The following is a 17,044-nucleotide window of genomic DNA, read 5'->3' on the forward strand; positions in this document are numbered from 1 at the left end:
ATGCGCTTTTCGTCAACGGCGACGCGGGCGGCGGAGCCTTCCAGCTCGGCGAGGCCTTCGGCGACGTCGAGTTTGTCCAGGGCGGCCTTGGCGCGGATGATCGCGGCGGAGTCGTTGGCGGTCACGTTACGGGCTTCCAGCGCGGCGGCGGCGCCGGCACCGTCGAGACGGTCCATGTTGGCTTCGCTGGCGTGGCCGGCATTGGCGCCCTTGATCACCGCTGCACCGGTGTCTTCGTTGTCGACTTCATCCCAACTCAGCATTGAAATACTCCTTCCTGATCTGTTCTGACGGCGTGTGAACCCGTCCAAAAATATGCAATTTGCAGGCTACTAGGCATTGAAATACTGCGCATAATGTGGTCGGTAAATACCGATACTGCACACTATGTAGTGGTCTGTTCTGTTTGTGGGCACACTATATGGTGTGTGGTGACGATGGTCAACGACACAAGCGGGCATCGATCTTCACTGATCATCACCTGGGTCCTTGGACCATGCATGGACATTGCGGGCACCATCGCCGCCAAGCCGGGCTGTGACCGGTGTATCACCAGCCGCGCAGGCGTTCCCAGACCTGTAGGTCGCCATTCGCTAACACCGCGGTATAACTGCCGAATTGGGTTCCGGTGGCGCAGGCGTGGTTTGGCAGGATGCGCAGCCGAGCACCCAAGGGGAATTGGGCGACCACATCCACACCCTGGAAATGCGCCACGCCATGCTCCTGATTAGCGCTGCTCAACAGCAACCCCTCGATCGGCGTACCGCGCTCATCACAGACCTGGCCGTAGCCAAAATCCTTTTTCTGCGATTGCGTGCCGCGATCCCGGCTCATGGCCATCCAGCCGGCATCCGTGATGATCCAGCCTTTTTCTGCCTGATGGCCGATCACTGTGGTCAGTACGCTCAAGGCCAGTTCATCGGTGCTGCATACGCCAATGTTGTGCATCACTAGGTCAAAGAACGCGTAGACCCCGGCGCGCAGTTCGGTCACACCCTCCAGGCTGATGGCCGAGAGTGCGGTCGGGGTTGAGCCGACGCTGACCTGGGCGCAGGGCAGGCCGGCGGCACGAATCCGCTCGGCCGCCTCGACGCAACGGGCGCGTTCCTGCTCGGCGATGGCTTGCAGGGCTTCAGGCGTATCCAGGCCGTAACTTTCGCCCGCGTGGGTCAGCACACCGGTGAGGGTGTCGCCGAGCAGTCGGGCGATGTTCAGCAGCAAAGGGTCGTGCGGCTTGACCCCGGAGCGGTGGCCGTCGCAATCGATCTCGATCATCACTGCAAAGGTTTCGTCGTGCTGGCGGCCAAAATCGATAATCGCCTGGGCACCGGCCAAGCTGTCGGTGATCAACGTCAAGCCGCAGCCCCGGCGACGCAGCGTCAGGGCCTGGGGCAGTTTGTGCGGGGCCATGGCCACCGCGTAGAGGATGTCATGGATACCCAGCGCGAAAAAATACTCGGCTTCTTTCAACGTCGACACCGTGATGCCGCTGGCGCCCGCTGCGATTTGTGCGGCCACCACTTCGGCGCACTTGTGGGTTTTGACATGGGGGCGAAACTGCACGCCCAGGGCGTCGGCGCGCTGCTGCATGCGCTGGATATTGCGCTGCATTTTCACGCTGTCGATCAAGGCGGCAGGGGTCTCCATGGTGCGGGCTCCACAATGAGGGGCAGGGTGTAAATTGACGCCCTGTCCAGGACTGGATATGTTGTCTTGCATGAAAAATACCTCTCCCAACGATACTCACCTGATCAGCCAGCTCGAACAGATCGCCGAAGGCTTGAGCAAGACCTTCAGCCCGTTCTGCGAAGTGGTGCTGCACGACTTGCGCGACCCGCAGCACTCGATTCTGGCGATCCATAACAACCTGTCCGGACGCGCGCCGGGCGACCCGACCACCGAGTTGGGCCTTGCGCGCATTGCCGACCCCGAGTACCCGCAAGTCATCGCCAATTACCAGAACCAGTTCAGCGACGGCCGCCAGGTCAAAAGCACGTCGATCGGCATCAAGGGCGCTGGCGGCGAGTACGTGGCGGCCTTATGCATGAACGTCGATCTCTCGTTGTTCCGTGGCTTGCAGGGCATGCTGGAGCAGTTTGGCTCGGTCAGCGGCGACAAACTCATCGAATCCCTGGACCCGTCCGGCGCCGATGTCATCCGTGCGCGTATCGACCAGTTCGCAGCGCGCCTGGCCACCACCCCGCGTGCGCTGAAGGCGGCGGACCGGCGTGTACTCATGCAGGAGTTGAAAGACTCCGGCTGCCTGGATATTCGCCGGGCCATGGAAACCGTGGCCTCGCACCTGGGCGTCTCGCGCGCGGCGGTCTACACCTACGCCAAGTAACGCGCTATCGCTTCAATCTCGACGAGATAGCCGTGATGCAATTCGGGCACCGGCACTACGGCGCGGGCAGGGCGGTGCTCACCCAGTGCGGCGGCGTAGACCCTGTCGAATGCGGGCCAGTGCTCAACGCCGGCGACATACACGGTGACCTTCACCAGATCCGCCGGCGTTCCACCGGCGGCGTTCAGGATTTCCAATAGATTGGTCAAGGCGATCCGCGCCTGCTCGGCAAATGTCGCCGACAGGTTATGCCGACCGTCCGGGCTGACCGGCAATTGCCCGGAGATATACAACGTGTCGCCGTGGGCGATGGCCTGGGCGTAATGCCCGGCGGGCGGGGAAGCCGTCGAAGTGTGGATGCTGTTCATGAGGCCTCACTGAGCAGGGCCGCGTACTTTTCGATATCGACATTGCCGCCGGTGACGATAATGCCTACCCGCTGGCCCTTGAACCGGCCTGCTTCGTTGAGCAAGGCCGCCAGGCCCAGGCAGCCAGTAGGCTCGACCACCATTTTCATGCGCTGCATGAAGAACTTCATCGCCGCCACCAACTCGGCATCCGACACGGTGAGGATGTCGTTGACGTTGTCACGGATGATGGGGAAGGTGTAATTGCCCAGGTGCTGGGTCTGAGCGCCGTCGGCAATGGTCTTCGGCGTGTCGATATGCACGATGCTGCCGCTGCGAAACGAGCGCTGCCCGTCATTGCCGGCTTCCGGTTCCACGCCATACAGCAGGCAATCCGGCGACAAGGCACGAGTCGACAACGCTGTACCCGAGAGCATGCCACCGCCGCCGAGACCAACGAACAAGGCATCCAGCGGTCCGGTGGACTCCAGCAGTTCCTTGGCAGCCGTGCCTTGCCCGGCGAGGATGTGCGGATGGTCGTAGGGCGGGATCAGGGTCAGGCCCTGTTCAGTGGCCAGGTTGCGGCCGATCTGCTCGCGGTCTTCAGTGAAGCGGTCGTACAGCACCACGCTGGCGCCATATTCACGGGTGGCGGCAACCTTGGCCGCCGGTGCATCGGTAGGCATCACGATGGTCGCCGGGATGCCCAGCAACTGCGCCGCCAGCGCAATGCCCTGGGCGTGGTTGCCGGATGAAAATGCCACCACCCCGGCTTTGCGCTGCTGCGGGTCAAATTTCGACAGGGCGTTGAACGCGCCGCGAAACTTGAACGAGCCTGCACGTTGCAGGTTTTCACACTTGATGAACACCTGCGCACCGGTCAGCGCGTCGAGGGTGCGCGAGGTGAACACCGGCGTCGCGTGCGCAACGCCTTCCAGGCGTTGCGCGGCGTCGATGACGTCTTGGTAAGTGGGCGATGGCATGGGCGGACCTCGTTGTCTGATGCTGGATAAAATATCCACAAAAAGACAAATAGTAAAGAGTCGTATGTCCATGCTAGCGTTTCGAACTTCTCTGACCGTTAGAGGATTCGACGTTGATTCGACTCACCGACTACATCGCCCAGTTCTCCCGATCCGCCCTTGCGCCATGGGCTGACCTTACACCCTGGGCACTGGCAACCCAGGCGCCTGCGGTCGTTCGCCAGTTGTTGGCCAGACTCTCGGCCGACGAGTACATCATCCAGGATGAAATCGCCATCCACCGTACCGCCACCGTCGAGGCTGGCGCGTTGCTCAAGCCACCCCTGATCATCGGCGCCCACTGCTTTATCGCCAGTGGTTCACTGCTACGGGGCGGATGCTGGCTGGATGAGCATTGCATCATCGGTCCCGGTGCCGAGTTGAAGACCTCGTTCATGTTCAGCGGCAGCAAGCTGGCGCACTTCAATTTTGTCGGCGATTCGGTGTTGGGGCATAGGATCAACCTGGAGGCGGGGAGCATCGTTGCCAACTACCGCAACGAGCGCGATGACAAGGAAGTGCGGGTACGGGTTGACGGGACCTTGCAGCGCACGGGGTGCGACAAGTTTGGCGCGTTGCTCGGCGACCAGTGTCGGATCGGCGCCAATGCAGTGTTGGCGCCGGGGGCGCTGCTAAAGGCTGGAAGTGTCGTGGGCCGGGGGCGGGTGTTTGATTGCGAGAGCAATGCAGACACATACACTTGAGGGCTGGAATTATCCTCCACGAGGGCCAGACGATTGACGGCGCTGGTGGTGGCTACATGAATCTAAGTCGGAGGCTGAATAGCTGCGGTTTTCTTGAATCTGTACCGACGATTACAGATTTTCCCATGTTGTAACAAGGAGGTTTTAATAAGTGAAGTATCCGCTCAGAAAGCAAATAGGTGATCGAGGCGAGTATTTGGTTGCCGGGAAATTTATTGAATTGTTTGGTGGGCCGTGCAGGCTGCAAAACGTGGATCTTGGCGTTGATGCTGAGTATGAGTTCACGAATGCTGCTCACAACGCCACGGGAGAGTTGTTGAAAATTCAGATTAAGGCCACGAGTAAAAGCTTCAAGCCCGGTGTTAATAATTTTCTTGTTGAAAAGAAACACTTGGCGTACTGGAAGAATTCCAGCGTTCCTGTGATTTTCTGTTATGTCAGCCTGCAGAGCCACGCAATTCTTTGGACGTATATTGATTCTGAGCAGGAATATCTTGAAGTGGGTGGAAAAGGAAAGCACCGACTTACGCTGCATGCTTCTCAGCATCTATTGGGCACTACGAGCAAAGGCCGATTGCAGAGGATTGCAAATCGGTCCAACAACGCATTTTTTCAAGCATTAAAGGCAGCCAGGCGCACAGTCGAAGAAATCCAAGGGGTGGGCGTTGAACGCGTCTATCATCAAAATCCTGGGCATTGCGCCCTGGTTGAAGCGCTGGCAAGCCAACTCAGACATGCGGAAACGGCTTATGAAAAAGACGTGGATGCTCAGCAGGATCCTTTGGAAAGAAATCGACTAGATCGCCTCTGGGGTTTCTGCTACGCCCTTACGCGAAAGCTAGATCGCCAGGCGGACAGTGAGAATGACGCTCGCGATGGTTAACGGGCGAGAGATCGTTTAAAGCGGCAATGTTGAAAAGACCATGGTGTGTCGACGCGATATTAAATAGAATGAATCTCATTTGAGACTCACTCGCGCCGCGCAGGTCGCTCGCCATGAATGATGTTGTAGTTCCGACCCACGCCCCCGAACTGACCTTGTCGAGCCTGTACCGCGACCACCGCAGCTGGCTGGAAAGCTGGCTGCGCCGGCGTCTGGGCAATGCCTGGGATGCGGCCGACCTGAGCCAGGATACCTTCTTGCGTGTGCTGGCCAGCGCTCAGCCGATCGCGCAGATGCAGGAGCCGCGTGCCTATCTGGTGACGGTCGGCAAGCGCCTGCTGGTGAATTTCCATCAGCGGCGCAGTCTTGAACAGGCTTATCTGAATGCCTTGGCCAGCCTGCCGGAAGCCTGCGTGCCGTCGCCCGAACAACGCTGGCTGCTGCTGGAAACCTTGCAAGCCCTGGATGAATTGCTCGATGGCTTGCCGGTGCTGGTCCGCCGTGCGTTCCTGTGGAGCCAACTGGAAGGCCTGGGCTATCGGGACATCGCCGAGCGCCTGGACGTGTCGGAGCGCACGGTAAAACGCTATATGGCCCAGGCTTACGAACATTGCCTGCTGGTGGACCTGTGAGCCGTGACGTTGCCCGCGCCGCGGCGCAGTGGTTGGCGCTGCTGGAATCCGGCGCCGCCACCGAGCGTGATCACGCCGCCTTGCAGCATTGGCGTGACAGCCATCCCCAGCACGAACAGACCTGGCAAAAAGCCCAGACCTTGCGCCAGCGTTTCAGCGACTTGCCCCAGGCCCTGGCGATGGCCAGCCTCGATCGCCCGCAACCTGGGCGCCGCGCCGTGCTCAAGCGCGCCCTGGGAATTGCAGCATTGGTGCCGACCGCCTGGCTGATCAGCCGTCAACTGCCCATCGAGGCTTGGCGTGCCGACCTGCACACCGCGACCGGCGAGCGCAAGCGCATCCCGTTGGCCGACGGCGGCAGCTTGCAGCTCAATACCGCGACGGCGGTAGACGTGGACCTGGCGCAGCGACGCATCACGTTGGTGGACGGAGAGTTGGCGTTGAACGTACCCGGCGCGGCGGCGGTGACCGTGCGGACGCGCTACGGCGAGTTGAGCGTCAGCCAGGCCGATGTGTGTGTAAGGCAGCAGGCCAGCGGTTGTCTGGTGTCGGTGCTCAAGGGCTCAGTCCAGGTGCGGGACCTGAACGGTCAAATGACGACACTGCAGGGCGGGCAGCAAGCGCCGCTGAAAGCCAGCGGCTTGGGGGCCTGGGTGCCGTTTGATGTAGTGCAGCTGGGTTGGCGCGACGGTGTGCTGACTGCGCAGAACCAGGCGCTGGGTGACTTCCTGCGGGACCTCGAGCGTTATCGGCCAGGCGTGTTACGTTGGGAACCGAGCCTGGAAATGTTGCGGGTGACCGGCAGTTTTCGCCTGGACGACACCGACCGCATCCTCAACCTGCTGGCCTCGACGTTGGGGCTGGAGTTGCACGCACGCACGCGCTATTGGGTCACCCTCACACCGCGCAAATCCCTGGCCTGACACCCCCCTTCAATGGGGTGCAGCCAAAAAGGCGATATCAGATAACGTGGGCGCGTTGCAGCTCGGTCAAGGACAGTGCCTTGAGTTGCGCCAGCACCGGGTCACGCCGGTCCCTGGGGTGCTGCAAGTCCACGGCGAGTTCCTGGCGAATGCTGCTCGGACGGTTATCCATCACCAGCACGCGGTCACTCAGGTACAGCGCCTCGTCCACATCATGGGTCACCAGCAGCAAGGCGATCGCGTGGTGTTTGGCCAGTTGCAACAGCAGGTCCTGCAGCTTCATGCGGGTGAATGCATCCACCGCACTGAAGGGTTCGTCCAGCAGCAACACCTGCGGGCGTGAATACAGTCCGCGTGCAATCGCCACCCGTTGCGCCATGCCGCCGGACAATGCCTTGGGCAACGCCTGGGCAAATCCCTTGAGGCCGACTTCCTCGATCAGTTGCGTGACCCAGGCCTTGTCGTAGTGCTTGTCATCGCTGAAACCGATGTTCTGCTCCACCGTGAGCCAGGGCATCAGCCGAGGTTCCTGGAACACAAAGGCGACTTCGCCATCGGGGCTGCGCAGTTCGCCCTGAAAGTCCTTTTCCAGGCCAGCAACGATTCGCAGCAGGGTACTTTTGCCACAGCCGCTGGGGCCCAGCATGCTCACGGCCTCCCGAGGTTGCAGGGCCAGGCGCACGTCTTTCAGCACGGTGGTGCGGGCGAAGCTTTTACGCGCTACATGAATGTCCAACAGTGGCTGCACGCTCATTGTCCTGCTCCCTGGAACGTATCGCGCCAGGCCAGGCAGCGCTTTTCCAGCGTGGCGAGCAGGCCATCGCTGACCTTGCCCAGCAACGCCAACACGATGATTGCCGCCAACACGATATCCGGCCGCGAGGTCTCGCGCCCGTCGCTGAGCAAGTAACCCAGGCCTTTGGTGGCCGCGATCAGCTCGGCCGCCACCAGAAACATCCACGCCAGGCTCAAGCCACTGCGCAACCCGGTGAACAGGCCAGGCAGGGCGGCCGGCAACAGGATGCGACGCACCAGGCGCCACCGACTGAAGCCGTACATTTGCCCGACTTCCACCAGCTTGCGATCGATGTCGCGGATGGCGGCGACACCATTGAGGTACACCGGGAAGAACGCGCCGATGGCGATCAGCACGATCTTCGAGGTCTCGTCGATGCCCAGCCACAGCAGCAACAGCGGCACCCAGGCCAGGCTCGGAATCGAGCGCAGCCCGGCGAAAGTCGGTTCCAGGTAGGCTTCGGCCTCACGGCTCAAGCCCACCCAGGCGGCAAACACCAGCGCCAGGCTGGCACCGATGGCAAAGCCCAGCAGCACCCGGCCCAGGCTGGCACTGATGTGTTTCCACAGTGAGCCTTCGGCGAGGTCCGTGAGGGTCACGGCGATCTCACTGGGCGCCGGCATCTGGTACGACGGCAACCAACCCACTCGAACCACCACCTCCAGCACCAGCAGGATCAGCACCGGCAACACCAGGCCCTTGAGCCGCCTCGGCCAGGCACTGCGATTGATCGCCACCGGCTCGACCAGGGGCAATGCTTGGGTTTTGCTGGTCATCACGCGCTCCTTAGTGGCCGAACGAGGTGTCGATCAACTGGTCGATCACCTGGTCCACGTTCACGCCTTTGCGCACCAGTTCTTCGGACACCAGGATCGGTGCGGCCGCCTTTGACGACACCACGTCCTTGCTGCTCAGGAAGGGTGTGCTCAGGTCGGTACGCGACAGTTGCAGCTTGGCCACTTCCAACGGCAGGCCGGATTCGTCGGCGAGCAGCTTGGCGAATTCATCCGGGTGCTTCACCGCCCAATCGCGGGCCTTTTCATACGCGCCGAGTACTTTGGTGATGGTCTGCGGATGCGCCTTGGCGAACTGCTCGGTGACGCTGACCACGCCGTAGCTGTTGAAGTCCTTGTTGCGGTACAGCAGGCGCGAACCGGCCTGGATTTCACTGGCGGCCATGTGCGGGTCGAGGCCGGCCCAGGCGTCCACGTCACCTTTTTCCAGGGCGGTACGACCGTCCGGATGTTGCAGGTGCACCAGTTCCACATCGTCCTTTTTCAGCCCGGCTTTTTGCAGGCTGCGCAGGGTGAACAGGTACGGGTCGGTGCCTTTGGTGGCGGCGATTTTCTTGCCTTTCAGGTCGGTGACGCTCTTGAGCGGCGAATCCTTGCGCACCACCAGAGCGGTCCATTCGGCGCGGCTATAGACGTACACCGACTTGATCGGGCTGCCATTGGCGCGACTGAGCACGGCAGACAGGCTGGCGGAAGAGGCGAAATCCACGCCGCCACTGTTGAGGTATTCCAGGGAACGGTTGCTGCCCTGGCTCAATACCCAGCCCACCTTGGAGTGCGGCAGGGCCTGTTCCAGCCAGCCGAAGTGCTTGAGCACCAGACTGACGGGCGAGTAATAGGCGTAGTCGAGATTGACTTCAGCGGGGTCGTTTTCAGCGGCATGGGCCAGTGGTTGCAGGCACAGGGCGAGGGCGCATGCGCCGAGTAAGCGTTGGGTGAAGGGTTTCATGGAACAGCTCCGGCAAGGCATTGAGAGAAGGCTTTCTTATATTCAGAAAAATTAAATCGCATGTTCCATCATGCTTTTCAGGAATATGCAGTCTCTGTGCCATCTGGCCTGTACGTGTGTTTCCGGGGCTTTAGGGAAATGTGGTTGTAGCGGGAGTAGGCAAACTGTTGATCCACTGTCGGTGGTGCAACAGTTCGCATATATCCATAAAGAATAAATAAAGAGTTATATATTCCTTTTAATGTTCTGGTCGATGGCGCATTTTGAGGGCCTGGGCATTCGTGCGGATTGACCCAACAACCAAAAGGAAAGCCGACATGACCATTAAAGCGATCAACGTGCGCAACCAATTCAAGGGTGTGATCAAGGAAATTCTGCTGGGGGAAGTGGTGTCGGAAATCGACGTACAGACCGCGTCCGGCATTGTTACTTCGGTAATCACCACCCGCTCAGTGCGTGATCTGGAGTTGAAAGTAGGCAGTGAAGTGATTGCCTTCGTAAAATCGACAGAAGTGTCCATCGCCAAGTTGTGAGTACACCTTGATAGGTGCAAGCCTTGGACTTTTTCAGGCCTGAGTCCCCTGGTGGATGAGGCTCGGGTGTGTGGCCGCCACCTCCAGGTTGAACATCGGCGTGCCTTGGAACCCCTGCTGTAGCCGGTTGCGGCGGCCGGCAAAAACAGTAACAGCAGGGGTGCGGCACTCGTTGCGAACAGTTGTGAGTCAGGCCTGACGGTTGCGCAGGGCGCGTTCCATGCGTTGCAGGCCTTCTTCCAGCATCGACCGTGGGCAGCCGAAGTTCAGGCGCACGAACTGCTGGCTGTCATCACCGAACTCGATACCGGCGCTCAACCCGACCTTGGCCTGTTCCAGGAAAAACTGCTGCGGATCGTCCAGGCCCAGGGCGCTGCAATCCAGCCAGGCCAGGTAAGTACCTTGCGGTGCGTGCATCACCACGCCAGGCAGGCGGGTTTGCACGGCGTCGAGCAGGTAGTCGCGGTTGGACTGCAAGTACTGCACCAGCGCGTCGAGCCAATCATTGCACTGGCTGTAGGCCGCGCGGGTAGCTTCCAGGCCCAGAGGGCTGACGCTGTCGACCATGCCGCAACGGGCATTGTTGAAGCGTTCGCGGATCTCGGCGTTCTGGATCACCGCGAAGCACGTCTTGAGACCGGCGACGTTGTAGGCCTTGCTGGCCGACATCAGGGTGATGGTGCGCTGGGCGATCTCGGGACTGAGGCTGGCGGTGGGAATGTGGCGACGGCCGTCGAAGCACAGTTCGGCGTGGATTTCGTCGGAGATGATCAGCGCGCCGTTTTCCAGGCAGGCGTTGGCCACGGCCAGCAGTTCTTCACGGGGGAAGACTTTGCCCATGGGGTTATGCGGGTTGCTCAGCAACAGCGCGCCGGCGCCGGTCAATGCCTGGCGCATCGCGGGCATGGGCGTGAGGTATTCGCCGTTGACCTGCTCGAAGGGCACTTCGATGCGCGGCAGGTTCCAGTGGCCTGGTGCCAGACGGATCGGCCGGTAGTTGGGGGTTTGCAGCACCACCGGCTGGCCCGGCTGGACAAACGCGTGCAGCGCCATGTTGAAACCCGGCTCGACGCCAGGCAGGAACAGCAGTTCATCCGGCTGCACGCGCCAGCCGTACTTGGCCCACAGGTCGGCAATGATCGCTTCACGTACATCCGGCCCGGCGACACTGTAGCCGAGCACCTGCTGGTCGATGCGCGCGTGCAGGGCTTGCAGCACGGCGGGTGGGGCGGCGATGTCCATGTCGGCGATCCACATTGGCAGCACGTCTTGCGGGTAGCGGCTCCACTTGGTGCTGCCGGTGCCGAAGCGGGGGTGGATCGTGTCGAAATCAAAGCTCATGGGGGGCTCGTATCAAGGCGTCAGGTGCAGGAATGGCGCTGATTCTAGCGCCATTATTTTTATAGGCCAGAGCTGATTGCCACCGCAAGTTGCCGGTGTGCCTGTTCCAGGGCGCGATTGACGGCTTCTTCACCGCGCACCATGGCCGGCAGGTAGACGAAATCCACCGCGTGAATGCCCACTGTAGACAGGATGGTGCTCATGTACGGCGTCAGAAAATCCGGTTCATGACCCTTGCGGGCGTTACCCGAACTGACCAGCACAAAGGTGCGCCGGTCTTGCAGCAAGCCGACTTTGGCGAACTGTTCATTCACCGTAAAACTGCGCTGGATGCGCACCACATGGTCGATCCAGGTCTTGAGCGCCGCCGGCACGGTGAAATTATGCACGGGAGTGCACAGGATCAGCAGGTCGCAGGCCTCCAGTTCAACGATCAATTGTTCCGAGAGTGCCGTGGCGCTGCTGCCGAGTCCGCCGGGTGTGGTCAGCGCGTTGGCATATTCACGGGTCAAGGGTGGCAGTGCTTGGCTGCCATAGTCGCGCTCGGTCACCTCGGCGTCGGGGACCAGGTCGCGCAACAGTGCACGGGCCAGTTTGAAGGTCTGCGCGGCCTTGCCGTGGGGGCTGAAACTGAGGAGCAGGGCACGGGTCATTGGCTCAGGTCCTGGGAAAAGTGCATGCCCAGGGGCAGTAGGCCCTGGCGGAAATAGAAGCGCTGGGCCAGGGCCATATGCATGCCGGTGTCCAGTACCAGCCAGCGAAAGCCACGGGCGCGGGATTCCTCGCGCACCCGGTCCAGCAGTTGTTCACCCAGGCGCCGCCGTTGCAATGTGGCGTCTACCACTAGGTCATCCACGTAGATAAACCGGCCGTACAGGGTGTTTTCGGTCAACCGGTAGCCGGCCAGACCCATCACGTTGCCATTTTCGCGTGCGGCCAGCAGGCGGTAGCCGTTTTGCCGTTGGCGCTGGATTTGCTCGGCAAACGCCGTGGCGTCGGTGAGGTGAGGGCGCAGCTGTTGCATCACCGCGAAGCTGGCAATCAGATCGGCCTGGGTTTCCATCTGGGCAAATTCGACATGTTCATTCATGGTTTTTGGTTCTCCAGGTGTGCCTTGACCGCCGCCGGTACTTTGCGAAAGCTGATGGCGACGCGATTCAGGGCATTCATCAAGGCAATGGCCAGGGTCAGGTCGGCGATTTCCTTCTCACTGAACGCCGCCGCGACGTCTGCATAGTCCGCATCCGGCACCTGGGTTTGCGCCACCGGGGTGACCACCTCGGCCCAAGCCAGGGCGGCACGTTCACGTGGGGTGAACAGCGGCAGACCTTCGCGCCAGGCGGCCAACAGCATGATTTTTTCCAGGCTCACGCCGAGCTTGAGCAAGTCGCGGGAGTGACTGTCCAGGCAATAAGCGCAGCCATTGAGTTGCGAGACGCGCAGGTACACCAGGTCGATCAGTTCTTTTTCCAGGCCGCAGCCGTGGATGTAACTGTGCACCGAACCCAGGGCTTTGTAGCCGGCGGGCGCGGCCTGGGCGTAATCGAGTCGGTGGTTCATGGGCGATCCTTGTGACGGTGAAGGGATGCGCCATTTTCATGGTGGGTCGGCTGGGCGGACAGGGGCATGATTGGACAAGTGGGTTGGGACATGATCAGACTCCGTGCTGTCTTCCCGTCGAGCCAATCGAGATGTCGTCACTGCCCAAATACCAGGAAATCTACCGACGCTTTCGCCAGGCCATCGATCAGGGCCAGTTGCGCCCCGGCGAGCGCGTGCCCTCGGTGCGGGCGATGGCGCAGGAACTCAAGGTGGCGCGAGGCACGGTGGAGGCGGCGTATCAGTTGCTGGTCAGCGAGGGCTTTTTCGAAGCGCGCGGGCAGGCGGGGACGGTGATTGCCGAGGCGCTGCCGCAGGTGTCGGTGAAACCCATGCCGGCTGCGTTGCCAGTGACTTCGGGCCCTCTGCCGCTGCAAATGGGCCTGCCGGCCTTGGATGCTTTCCCTCGCAAGCTGTGGGCGCGGCTGGTGACCCAGCAAGTGCGCCGCACCGACGCGAACAGCCTGGCGATGGGCGATGAGCGCGGCACCCAGGCGCTGCGTGTGGCGATAGCCAGCTACCTGGCGTTGTACCGGGGCGTGGAGTGCACGCCGCAACAGGTGTTTGTGTGTGCCGGATACGCGGGGGGCCTGACGCTGGTGTGTGAAGCATTGGCGATGGCAGGGCAGCGGTGCTGGTTTGAAGACCCTGGGTATCTGCATGCGCGCCAGTTGTTGATTCATCAGGGTGTGGAGCTGGTGCCGGTACCGGTGGACCGTGATGGGCTGGATGTTGAGCAGGGTATTTCGCGCGGACGTGAGGCACGGTTGGCGGTTGTCACACCGGCGCACCAGAGCCCGCTGGGTGTTGCGCTGAGCCCGGCGCGGCGACGGGCGTTGCTGGCGTGGGCGCGGGAGCAGGGCAGTTGGGTGGTGGAAGATGACTACGACAGTGAGTTTCGCTATCGCGGGCAGCCATTGGCGGCACTCAAGCGTCAGGATGGGGATGATCGGGTGATCTATGCCGGGAGTTTCAGCAAGATGCTGTTTCCGGGGTTGCGGTTGGGGTATCTGGTGGTGCCCGCGGCGCTGCTGGCTAGGTTTGAGCAGGGGGCTCGGGTGTTGCAACAGCGGAGTGCGCAGTTGTTGCAATTGACCGCAGCGGACTTTTTGGAACAAGGGCATTTCACTCGGCATTTGAAGAAGATGCGGCAGTTGTATGCGCAGCGTCGGGGGTATCTGGTAGAGGCGTTGCGGCTGCATTGCGGAGCGTTCTTGCGGGTGGATGAGCAAGCGGGAGGGATTAATTTGCTGGCGCGGTTGGTGGTGGATGTGCCGGATTGGGCGGTGGCTGAGGCGGCTGAGCGGGCGGGGTTGGGGGTTAAGGCGTTGTCTGCCTGGACGTTGGAAGGTGGGCAGGGGCAGGGGGTGTTGATGGGGTTCACGAATGTGGCTTCTGCTTCGGACGCTGTGGTGGTTGCTCAGGTTTTGCGTGCGGTGATTGCTGAGTATCTATCCGTTCCTCTGGTAACAACGGCTACTGCAGGGGCGGGTTCGTCAGAAAGAATCGGTCGGCTCTAAGGCGGCCCCGCGCTGGCAGGTTGCGAGAACAGCGCTCCCACGCACGGTGGGAGCGCGCAACCGGTCAGTGCTTGACCGGTGTCGGCAGGGTCACAAGGTTGACGTAGCCATCCCAGAATTTCTTCTGGTCCACCCCGAACACCACCTTGGCCTTCTGCGTGCCCACGGGCGCGCCTTTCGGGTAGCCCAGTGCGCGACCGTAGTCCGCGCCAAACGTGGCGTCCACATCCACCCACAGCTCGCGGGATTCGGTGACGATCCCAGGGTTGACCAGGTACAGCGCCGGCAAGCTGTCCCAGGTGAAGCTGTGGTAGCTCGGGTCCTTGTCGAACAACGGCCCGAACTCATGCGTGTACAGGTCGGCAATCGCGCCTTTCTGTGCAATCACGCGCTGGTACACCGTTTTGTCGAAGGTGACTTTCTCGCACACATCATTGGGGAAAATCACGTGTTCGATCGGCGAGCGCAACACGATCTTCGCCGCCTCCGGGTCGAACCACCAGTTGAACTCCGCCGCCGGCGTGGTATTGCCCGGAATTTCCAGGGCGCCGCCCATGTACACGATGCGTTTGATCAGCGGCACGATATCCGGCGCCGAACGAATCGCCAGGGCGACGTTGGTCAGCGGGCCGACGGCGAGGATCGTCACCTGGTGCGGGTTGGCGCGCACGCTGTCGACAATGAACTGCGCGGCGGTCTCCTTGCGCAGTTTCGTGTGGGTGGCCAGGCCGTCCGGTGGTGCGACCAATTGTGAGGGTGATGTGGGGCGCGGGTTTTTGAACGCCCCCGGCCAGCCGGAGCCGAACAGCGCTTTTTCTGCCTCGTAGGTGGCGTAGTCGTGCAGCAGCGGGTAGGCGGCGCCGGAGTAGACGCCGACCTCTTTATCCACGCCCATGCGTTCCACGGCCTTCAGGGCGTCGACCTGCTCCTGATCGACCCAGGCGTTGCCGCTGACCAGGGTCATGCCCAGCAGCTCGATGCGTTTTTGCGCATGCAACTGGGCAAGCATGATGAAGGCCTGACCGTCATCGTTGAGCACGTTGAAATCGGTATCGAAGATGACCTTTTCCGCCGCCTGCGCGGTGCCGGCACACAGACCGACCGCAACAAGCAGCGCACAGCGTTTCAAGAAGCCTTGCATGGTGAGTCTTCCGAAAAAATTGTTGTTATCAACGGTTCACCAGTTTCGCCGGCAAGGCGATGACCAGGAAGCTGCTGAGGATCAGGCAGCCCGCGAAAAACCACAAGGCACCGGCGCTGCTGCCTGTGACGTCGATCGCAACGCCCATCAATGAGTTGCTGACCAGGCCGGCGATATTCGCCACCGAACAGGCCAGGGCAAAGCCGGTGGCCGCCGCGGTGCCTTTGAGAAAGGTCGCCGGCAGGCTGAAGAACACCGGCACGGCGCCGATGATCGCCGCCGAAGCAATCGCGAACAGCACCACCGTGGCCACCACGTTATGGGTGAAGAAGGTGCTCGTGGCCATGGCCGCCGCGCCGATGAAAAACGGCACGATGATGTGCCAGCGGCGTTCGCGGTGTTTGTCCGAGCTGGCGCCGATCAGCAGCATGCCGAGCAGGGCGGCGACGCTTGGCAAGGCGGTGAGCACGCCGATATGGAACGTGTCGGTGACCCCGGCGTTGCGGATGAAGGTCGGCATCCAGAAGCCCATGGCGTAGGCGCTGAGCAGGATCGAGAAGTCGATACCGCCGAGCATCCATACCTTGAGGTTGAAGAAGCCGTCGCGGAAGCTGTGCTTGCTGGCGGAGCCTTCGGCATCGTCCTTGCGCAGTTCGGTGTCCAGCAGGGCCTTTTCCTCATCCGACAGCCATTTGGCTTGCTGGTAGGTGTTGGGCAGGGCCCAGAAGGTCAGCACGCCAAGCAAGACGCTGGGCACCGCTTCGATCAGGAACAGCCACTGCCAGCCACGCAGGCCGCCCATGTGGTCGAAGTGGCCCATGATCCAGCCGGACAGTGGGCCACCGATCACGCTGGAGAGCGGCAGGCCGATCATGAACAGCGCAATGATGCGCCCGCGTCGGTGGGTGGGAAACCAAGTGGTCAGGTAATACAGGACACCCGGCAGAAAGCCCGCTTCGGCAGCGCCGAGCAGAAAACGCAGGATATAGAACTGGGTGGTGGAGGTGACCAGCATGGTGCAGGCCGAGAGCAGGCCCCAGGTGATCATGATGCGCGCGATCCAGATCTTTGCGCCGACCCGTTCCAGCACCAGGTTGCTCGGTACTTCGAACAGGATATAACCGACAAAGAACAGCCCGGCACCGAGACCGAACGCGGTTTCGCTGAACTGTAATTGGTCAAGCATCTGCAGTTTGGCGAAGCCGATGTTGATGCGGTCCAGGTAGGCGGCCAGGTAGCAGAAGCACAGGAAGGGAATCAGCTTCCAGGTGATCTTGTGGTAAAGCGTGTTGACCGGGTCGGCGACGGTGGTCGCGGGCGCTGCATTCGCAATGGGCATTGGGTGTCTCCTGGCGGTGACTTATGGTTTTTATACAGCCGCTTTTGTTCCAGCACTTCGGAGTGCTGTAGAAGCGACTTCCAAAGGCAGTGTCAGAAGACTGAGGAGGGCCTGTTGGAGGCGATCCATAGGGAAACCGGGCTTAGGTGGGAGCTGGCTGGCCAGCGATGGCATCGG

19 protein-coding genes and 1 pseudogene are annotated in these 17,044 nt (G+C 61.3%); 7 read left to right on the top strand and 13 right to left on the bottom strand.

Translation table 11 applies throughout. The features are described 5' to 3' along the window. Positions 1-263, bottom strand: a pseudogene (locus tag BMZ57_RS16845) (ribonucleotide-diphosphate reductase subunit beta); the annotation flags it as partial. Between the two features lie 286 nt (positions 264-549). Further along, positions 550-1,647, bottom strand: coding sequence for a DSD1 family PLP-dependent enzyme (locus tag BMZ57_RS16850; RefSeq protein ID WP_069673103.1), 1,098 nt, complete (start codon positions 1,645-1,647; stop codon positions 550-552). Positions 1,648-1,717: 70 nt separating this feature from the next. Here BMZ57_RS16850 and BMZ57_RS16855 point away from each other — a divergent pair, with 70 nt between their 5' ends. Beyond that, a complete protein-coding gene (locus BMZ57_RS16855; protein ID WP_045792213.1) occupies positions 1,718-2,344 on the top strand; it encodes a helix-turn-helix transcriptional regulator in 627 nt (208 codons plus the stop codon). Here BMZ57_RS16855 and BMZ57_RS16860 read toward each other — a convergent pair. After that, the gene (locus BMZ57_RS16860; protein WP_010210686.1) at positions 2,332-2,712 is read right to left on the bottom strand and encodes a RidA family protein; all 381 of its coding nucleotides are present in this window, start codon (positions 2,710-2,712) and stop codon (positions 2,332-2,334) included. The two genes, BMZ57_RS16855 and BMZ57_RS16860, sit on opposite strands and share 13 nt — an antisense overlap. Continuing rightward, positions 2,709-3,674, bottom strand: coding sequence for a threo-3-hydroxy-L-aspartate ammonia-lyase (locus tag BMZ57_RS16865; protein WP_069673102.1), 966 nt, complete (start codon positions 3,672-3,674; stop codon positions 2,709-2,711). The genes BMZ57_RS16860 and BMZ57_RS16865 overlap by 4 nt, the downstream gene beginning before the upstream one ends. A 113-nt stretch (positions 3,675-3,787) precedes the next feature. Between BMZ57_RS16865 and BMZ57_RS16870 the strand changes: the two genes are divergently transcribed. From BMZ57_RS16870 to BMZ57_RS16885, 4 genes are all read left to right on the top strand, one after another. Next, positions 3,788-4,417, top strand: a complete 630-nt coding sequence (locus BMZ57_RS16870; protein ID WP_044287076.1) for an LbetaH domain-containing protein — start codon at positions 3,788-3,790, stop codon at positions 4,415-4,417. A 151-nt stretch (positions 4,418-4,568) separates the two neighbouring features. Then, positions 4,569-5,300, top strand: coding sequence for a DUF4365 domain-containing protein (locus BMZ57_RS16875; protein ID WP_069673101.1), 732 nt, complete (start codon positions 4,569-4,571; stop codon positions 5,298-5,300). 113 nt (positions 5,301-5,413) lie between these two features. Continuing rightward, positions 5,414-5,932 carry a sigma-70 family RNA polymerase sigma factor gene (locus BMZ57_RS16880; protein WP_010210683.1) on the top strand — a complete coding sequence of 173 codons (519 nt, stop codon included), beginning with the start codon at positions 5,414-5,416 and terminating at the stop codon, positions 5,930-5,932. After that, the gene (locus BMZ57_RS16885) at positions 5,929-6,855 is read left to right on the top strand and encodes a FecR domain-containing protein (RefSeq protein WP_045792209.1); all 927 of its coding nucleotides are present in this window, start codon (positions 5,929-5,931) and stop codon (positions 6,853-6,855) included. Before BMZ57_RS16880 ends, BMZ57_RS16885 begins: the two co-directional genes overlap by 4 nt. A gap of 37 nt (positions 6,856-6,892) precedes the next feature. Here the strand turns inward: BMZ57_RS16885 and BMZ57_RS16890 are convergent, their stop codons facing one another. The 3 genes from BMZ57_RS16890 to BMZ57_RS16900 are packed head-to-tail and all read right to left on the bottom strand — an operon-like array spanning position 6,893 to position 9,394. Further along, positions 6,893-7,609 carry an ABC transporter ATP-binding protein gene (locus BMZ57_RS16890; protein ID WP_069673100.1) on the bottom strand — a complete coding sequence of 239 codons (717 nt, stop codon included), beginning with the start codon at positions 7,607-7,609 and terminating at the stop codon, positions 6,893-6,895. Next, on the bottom strand, positions 7,606-8,427 hold the full coding sequence (locus BMZ57_RS16895; protein ID WP_069673099.1) for an ABC transporter permease: 822 nt from the start codon (positions 8,425-8,427) through the stop codon (positions 7,606-7,608). Before BMZ57_RS16895 ends, BMZ57_RS16890 begins: the two co-directional genes overlap by 4 nt. 10 nt (positions 8,428-8,437) lie before the next feature. After that, complete coding sequence (locus BMZ57_RS16900) at positions 8,438-9,394, bottom strand: aliphatic sulfonate ABC transporter substrate-binding protein (protein WP_069673098.1); 957 nt, start codon at positions 9,392-9,394, stop codon at positions 8,438-8,440. Positions 9,395-9,711: 317 nt separating this feature from the next. Between BMZ57_RS16900 and BMZ57_RS16905 the strand changes: the two genes are divergently transcribed. Continuing rightward, complete coding sequence (locus tag BMZ57_RS16905) at positions 9,712-9,927, top strand: TOBE domain-containing protein (protein ID WP_003173733.1); 216 nt, start codon at positions 9,712-9,714, stop codon at positions 9,925-9,927. A 189-nt stretch (positions 9,928-10,116) separates the two neighbouring features. Here the strand turns inward: BMZ57_RS16905 and BMZ57_RS16910 are convergent, their stop codons facing one another. From BMZ57_RS16910 to BMZ57_RS16925, 4 genes are read right to left on the bottom strand one after another with little or no spacing between them, the layout of a single operon-like run. Next, a complete protein-coding gene (locus BMZ57_RS16910; RefSeq protein WP_038453221.1) occupies positions 10,117-11,268 on the bottom strand; it encodes a MalY/PatB family protein in 1,152 nt (383 codons plus the stop codon). Between the two features lie 59 nt (positions 11,269-11,327). Continuing rightward, positions 11,328-11,921 carry an FMN-dependent NADH-azoreductase gene (locus BMZ57_RS16915; RefSeq protein WP_010210671.1) on the bottom strand — a complete coding sequence of 198 codons (594 nt, stop codon included), beginning with the start codon at positions 11,919-11,921 and terminating at the stop codon, positions 11,328-11,330. Further along, positions 11,918-12,358: a GNAT family N-acetyltransferase gene (locus BMZ57_RS16920; RefSeq protein ID WP_010210668.1), complete on the bottom strand. Its 441-nt coding sequence runs from the start codon at positions 12,356-12,358 to the stop codon at positions 11,918-11,920. Before BMZ57_RS16920 ends, BMZ57_RS16915 begins: the two co-directional genes overlap by 4 nt. Continuing rightward, a complete protein-coding gene (locus BMZ57_RS16925) occupies positions 12,355-12,828 on the bottom strand; it encodes a carboxymuconolactone decarboxylase family protein (RefSeq protein WP_010210663.1) in 474 nt (157 codons plus the stop codon). The genes BMZ57_RS16920 and BMZ57_RS16925 overlap by 4 nt, the downstream gene beginning before the upstream one ends. A 131-nt stretch (positions 12,829-12,959) precedes the next feature. Between BMZ57_RS16925 and pdxR the strand changes: the two genes are divergently transcribed. After that, positions 12,960-14,387 (top strand): MocR-like pyridoxine biosynthesis transcription factor PdxR, encoded by a 1,428-nt coding sequence (pdxR, locus tag BMZ57_RS16930; RefSeq protein WP_069673097.1) that lies wholly within the window; start codon positions 12,960-12,962, stop codon positions 14,385-14,387. A gap of 64 nt (positions 14,388-14,451) precedes the next feature. Here pdxR and BMZ57_RS16935 read toward each other — a convergent pair whose 3' ends face one another. Together BMZ57_RS16935 and BMZ57_RS16940 are read right to left on the bottom strand one after the other, a co-directional pair. Then, positions 14,452-15,528, bottom strand: a complete 1,077-nt coding sequence (locus tag BMZ57_RS16935) for a nucleoside hydrolase (protein WP_047543728.1) — start codon at positions 15,526-15,528, stop codon at positions 14,452-14,454. Between the two features lie 28 nt (positions 15,529-15,556). Continuing rightward, complete coding sequence (locus BMZ57_RS16940) at positions 15,557-16,867, bottom strand: MFS transporter (protein WP_010210658.1); 1,311 nt, start codon at positions 16,865-16,867, stop codon at positions 15,557-15,559. Between the last annotated feature and the right edge of the window lie 177 nt (positions 16,868-17,044).

Source organism: Pseudomonas simiae (assembly GCF_900111895.1).
GTDB classification, from domain to species: Bacteria; Pseudomonadota; Gammaproteobacteria; order Pseudomonadales; family Pseudomonadaceae; genus Aquipseudomonas; species Aquipseudomonas simiae.

Excerpts from the sequence above, each read along its gene's own strand:
- BMZ57_RS16850 (WP_069673103.1), bottom strand. The coding sequence starts at position 1,647 with ATGGAGACCCCTGCCGCCTTGATCGACAGCGTGAAAATGCAGCGCAAT.
- BMZ57_RS16855 (WP_045792213.1), top strand. The coding sequence starts at position 1,718 with ATGAAAAATACCTCTCCCAACGATACTCACCTGATCAGCCAGCTCGAA.
- BMZ57_RS16860 (WP_010210686.1), bottom strand. The coding sequence starts at position 2,712 with ATGAACAGCATCCACACTTCGACGGCTTCCCCGCCCGCCGGGCATTAC.
- BMZ57_RS16865 (WP_069673102.1), bottom strand. The coding sequence starts at position 3,674 with ATGCCATCGCCCACTTACCAAGACGTCATCGACGCCGCGCAACGCCTG.
- BMZ57_RS16880 (WP_010210683.1), top strand. The coding sequence starts at position 5,414 with ATGAATGATGTTGTAGTTCCGACCCACGCCCCCGAACTGACCTTGTCG.
- BMZ57_RS16890 (WP_069673100.1), bottom strand. The coding sequence starts at position 7,609 with ATGAGCGTGCAGCCACTGTTGGACATTCATGTAGCGCGTAAAAGCTTC.
- BMZ57_RS16895 (WP_069673099.1), bottom strand. The coding sequence starts at position 8,427 with ATGACCAGCAAAACCCAAGCATTGCCCCTGGTCGAGCCGGTGGCGATC.
- BMZ57_RS16900 (WP_069673098.1), bottom strand. The coding sequence starts at position 9,394 with ATGAAACCCTTCACCCAACGCTTACTCGGCGCATGCGCCCTCGCCCTG.
- BMZ57_RS16905 (WP_003173733.1), top strand. The coding sequence starts at position 9,712 with ATGACCATTAAAGCGATCAACGTGCGCAACCAATTCAAGGGTGTGATC.
- BMZ57_RS16910 (WP_038453221.1), bottom strand. The coding sequence starts at position 11,268 with ATGAGCTTTGATTTCGACACGATCCACCCCCGCTTCGGCACCGGCAGC.
- BMZ57_RS16915 (WP_010210671.1), bottom strand. The coding sequence starts at position 11,921 with ATGACCCGTGCCCTGCTCCTCAGTTTCAGCCCCCACGGCAAGGCCGCG.
- BMZ57_RS16920 (WP_010210668.1), bottom strand. The coding sequence starts at position 12,358 with ATGAATGAACATGTCGAATTTGCCCAGATGGAAACCCAGGCCGATCTG.
- BMZ57_RS16925 (WP_010210663.1), bottom strand. The coding sequence starts at position 12,828 with ATGAACCACCGACTCGATTACGCCCAGGCCGCGCCCGCCGGCTACAAA.
- pdxR (WP_069673097.1), top strand. The coding sequence starts at position 12,960 with ATGTCGTCACTGCCCAAATACCAGGAAATCTACCGACGCTTTCGCCAG.
- BMZ57_RS16935 (WP_047543728.1), bottom strand. The coding sequence starts at position 15,528 with ATGCAAGGCTTCTTGAAACGCTGTGCGCTGCTTGTTGCGGTCGGTCTG.
- BMZ57_RS16940 (WP_010210658.1), bottom strand. The coding sequence starts at position 16,867 with ATGCCCATTGCGAATGCAGCGCCCGCGACCACCGTCGCCGACCCGGTC.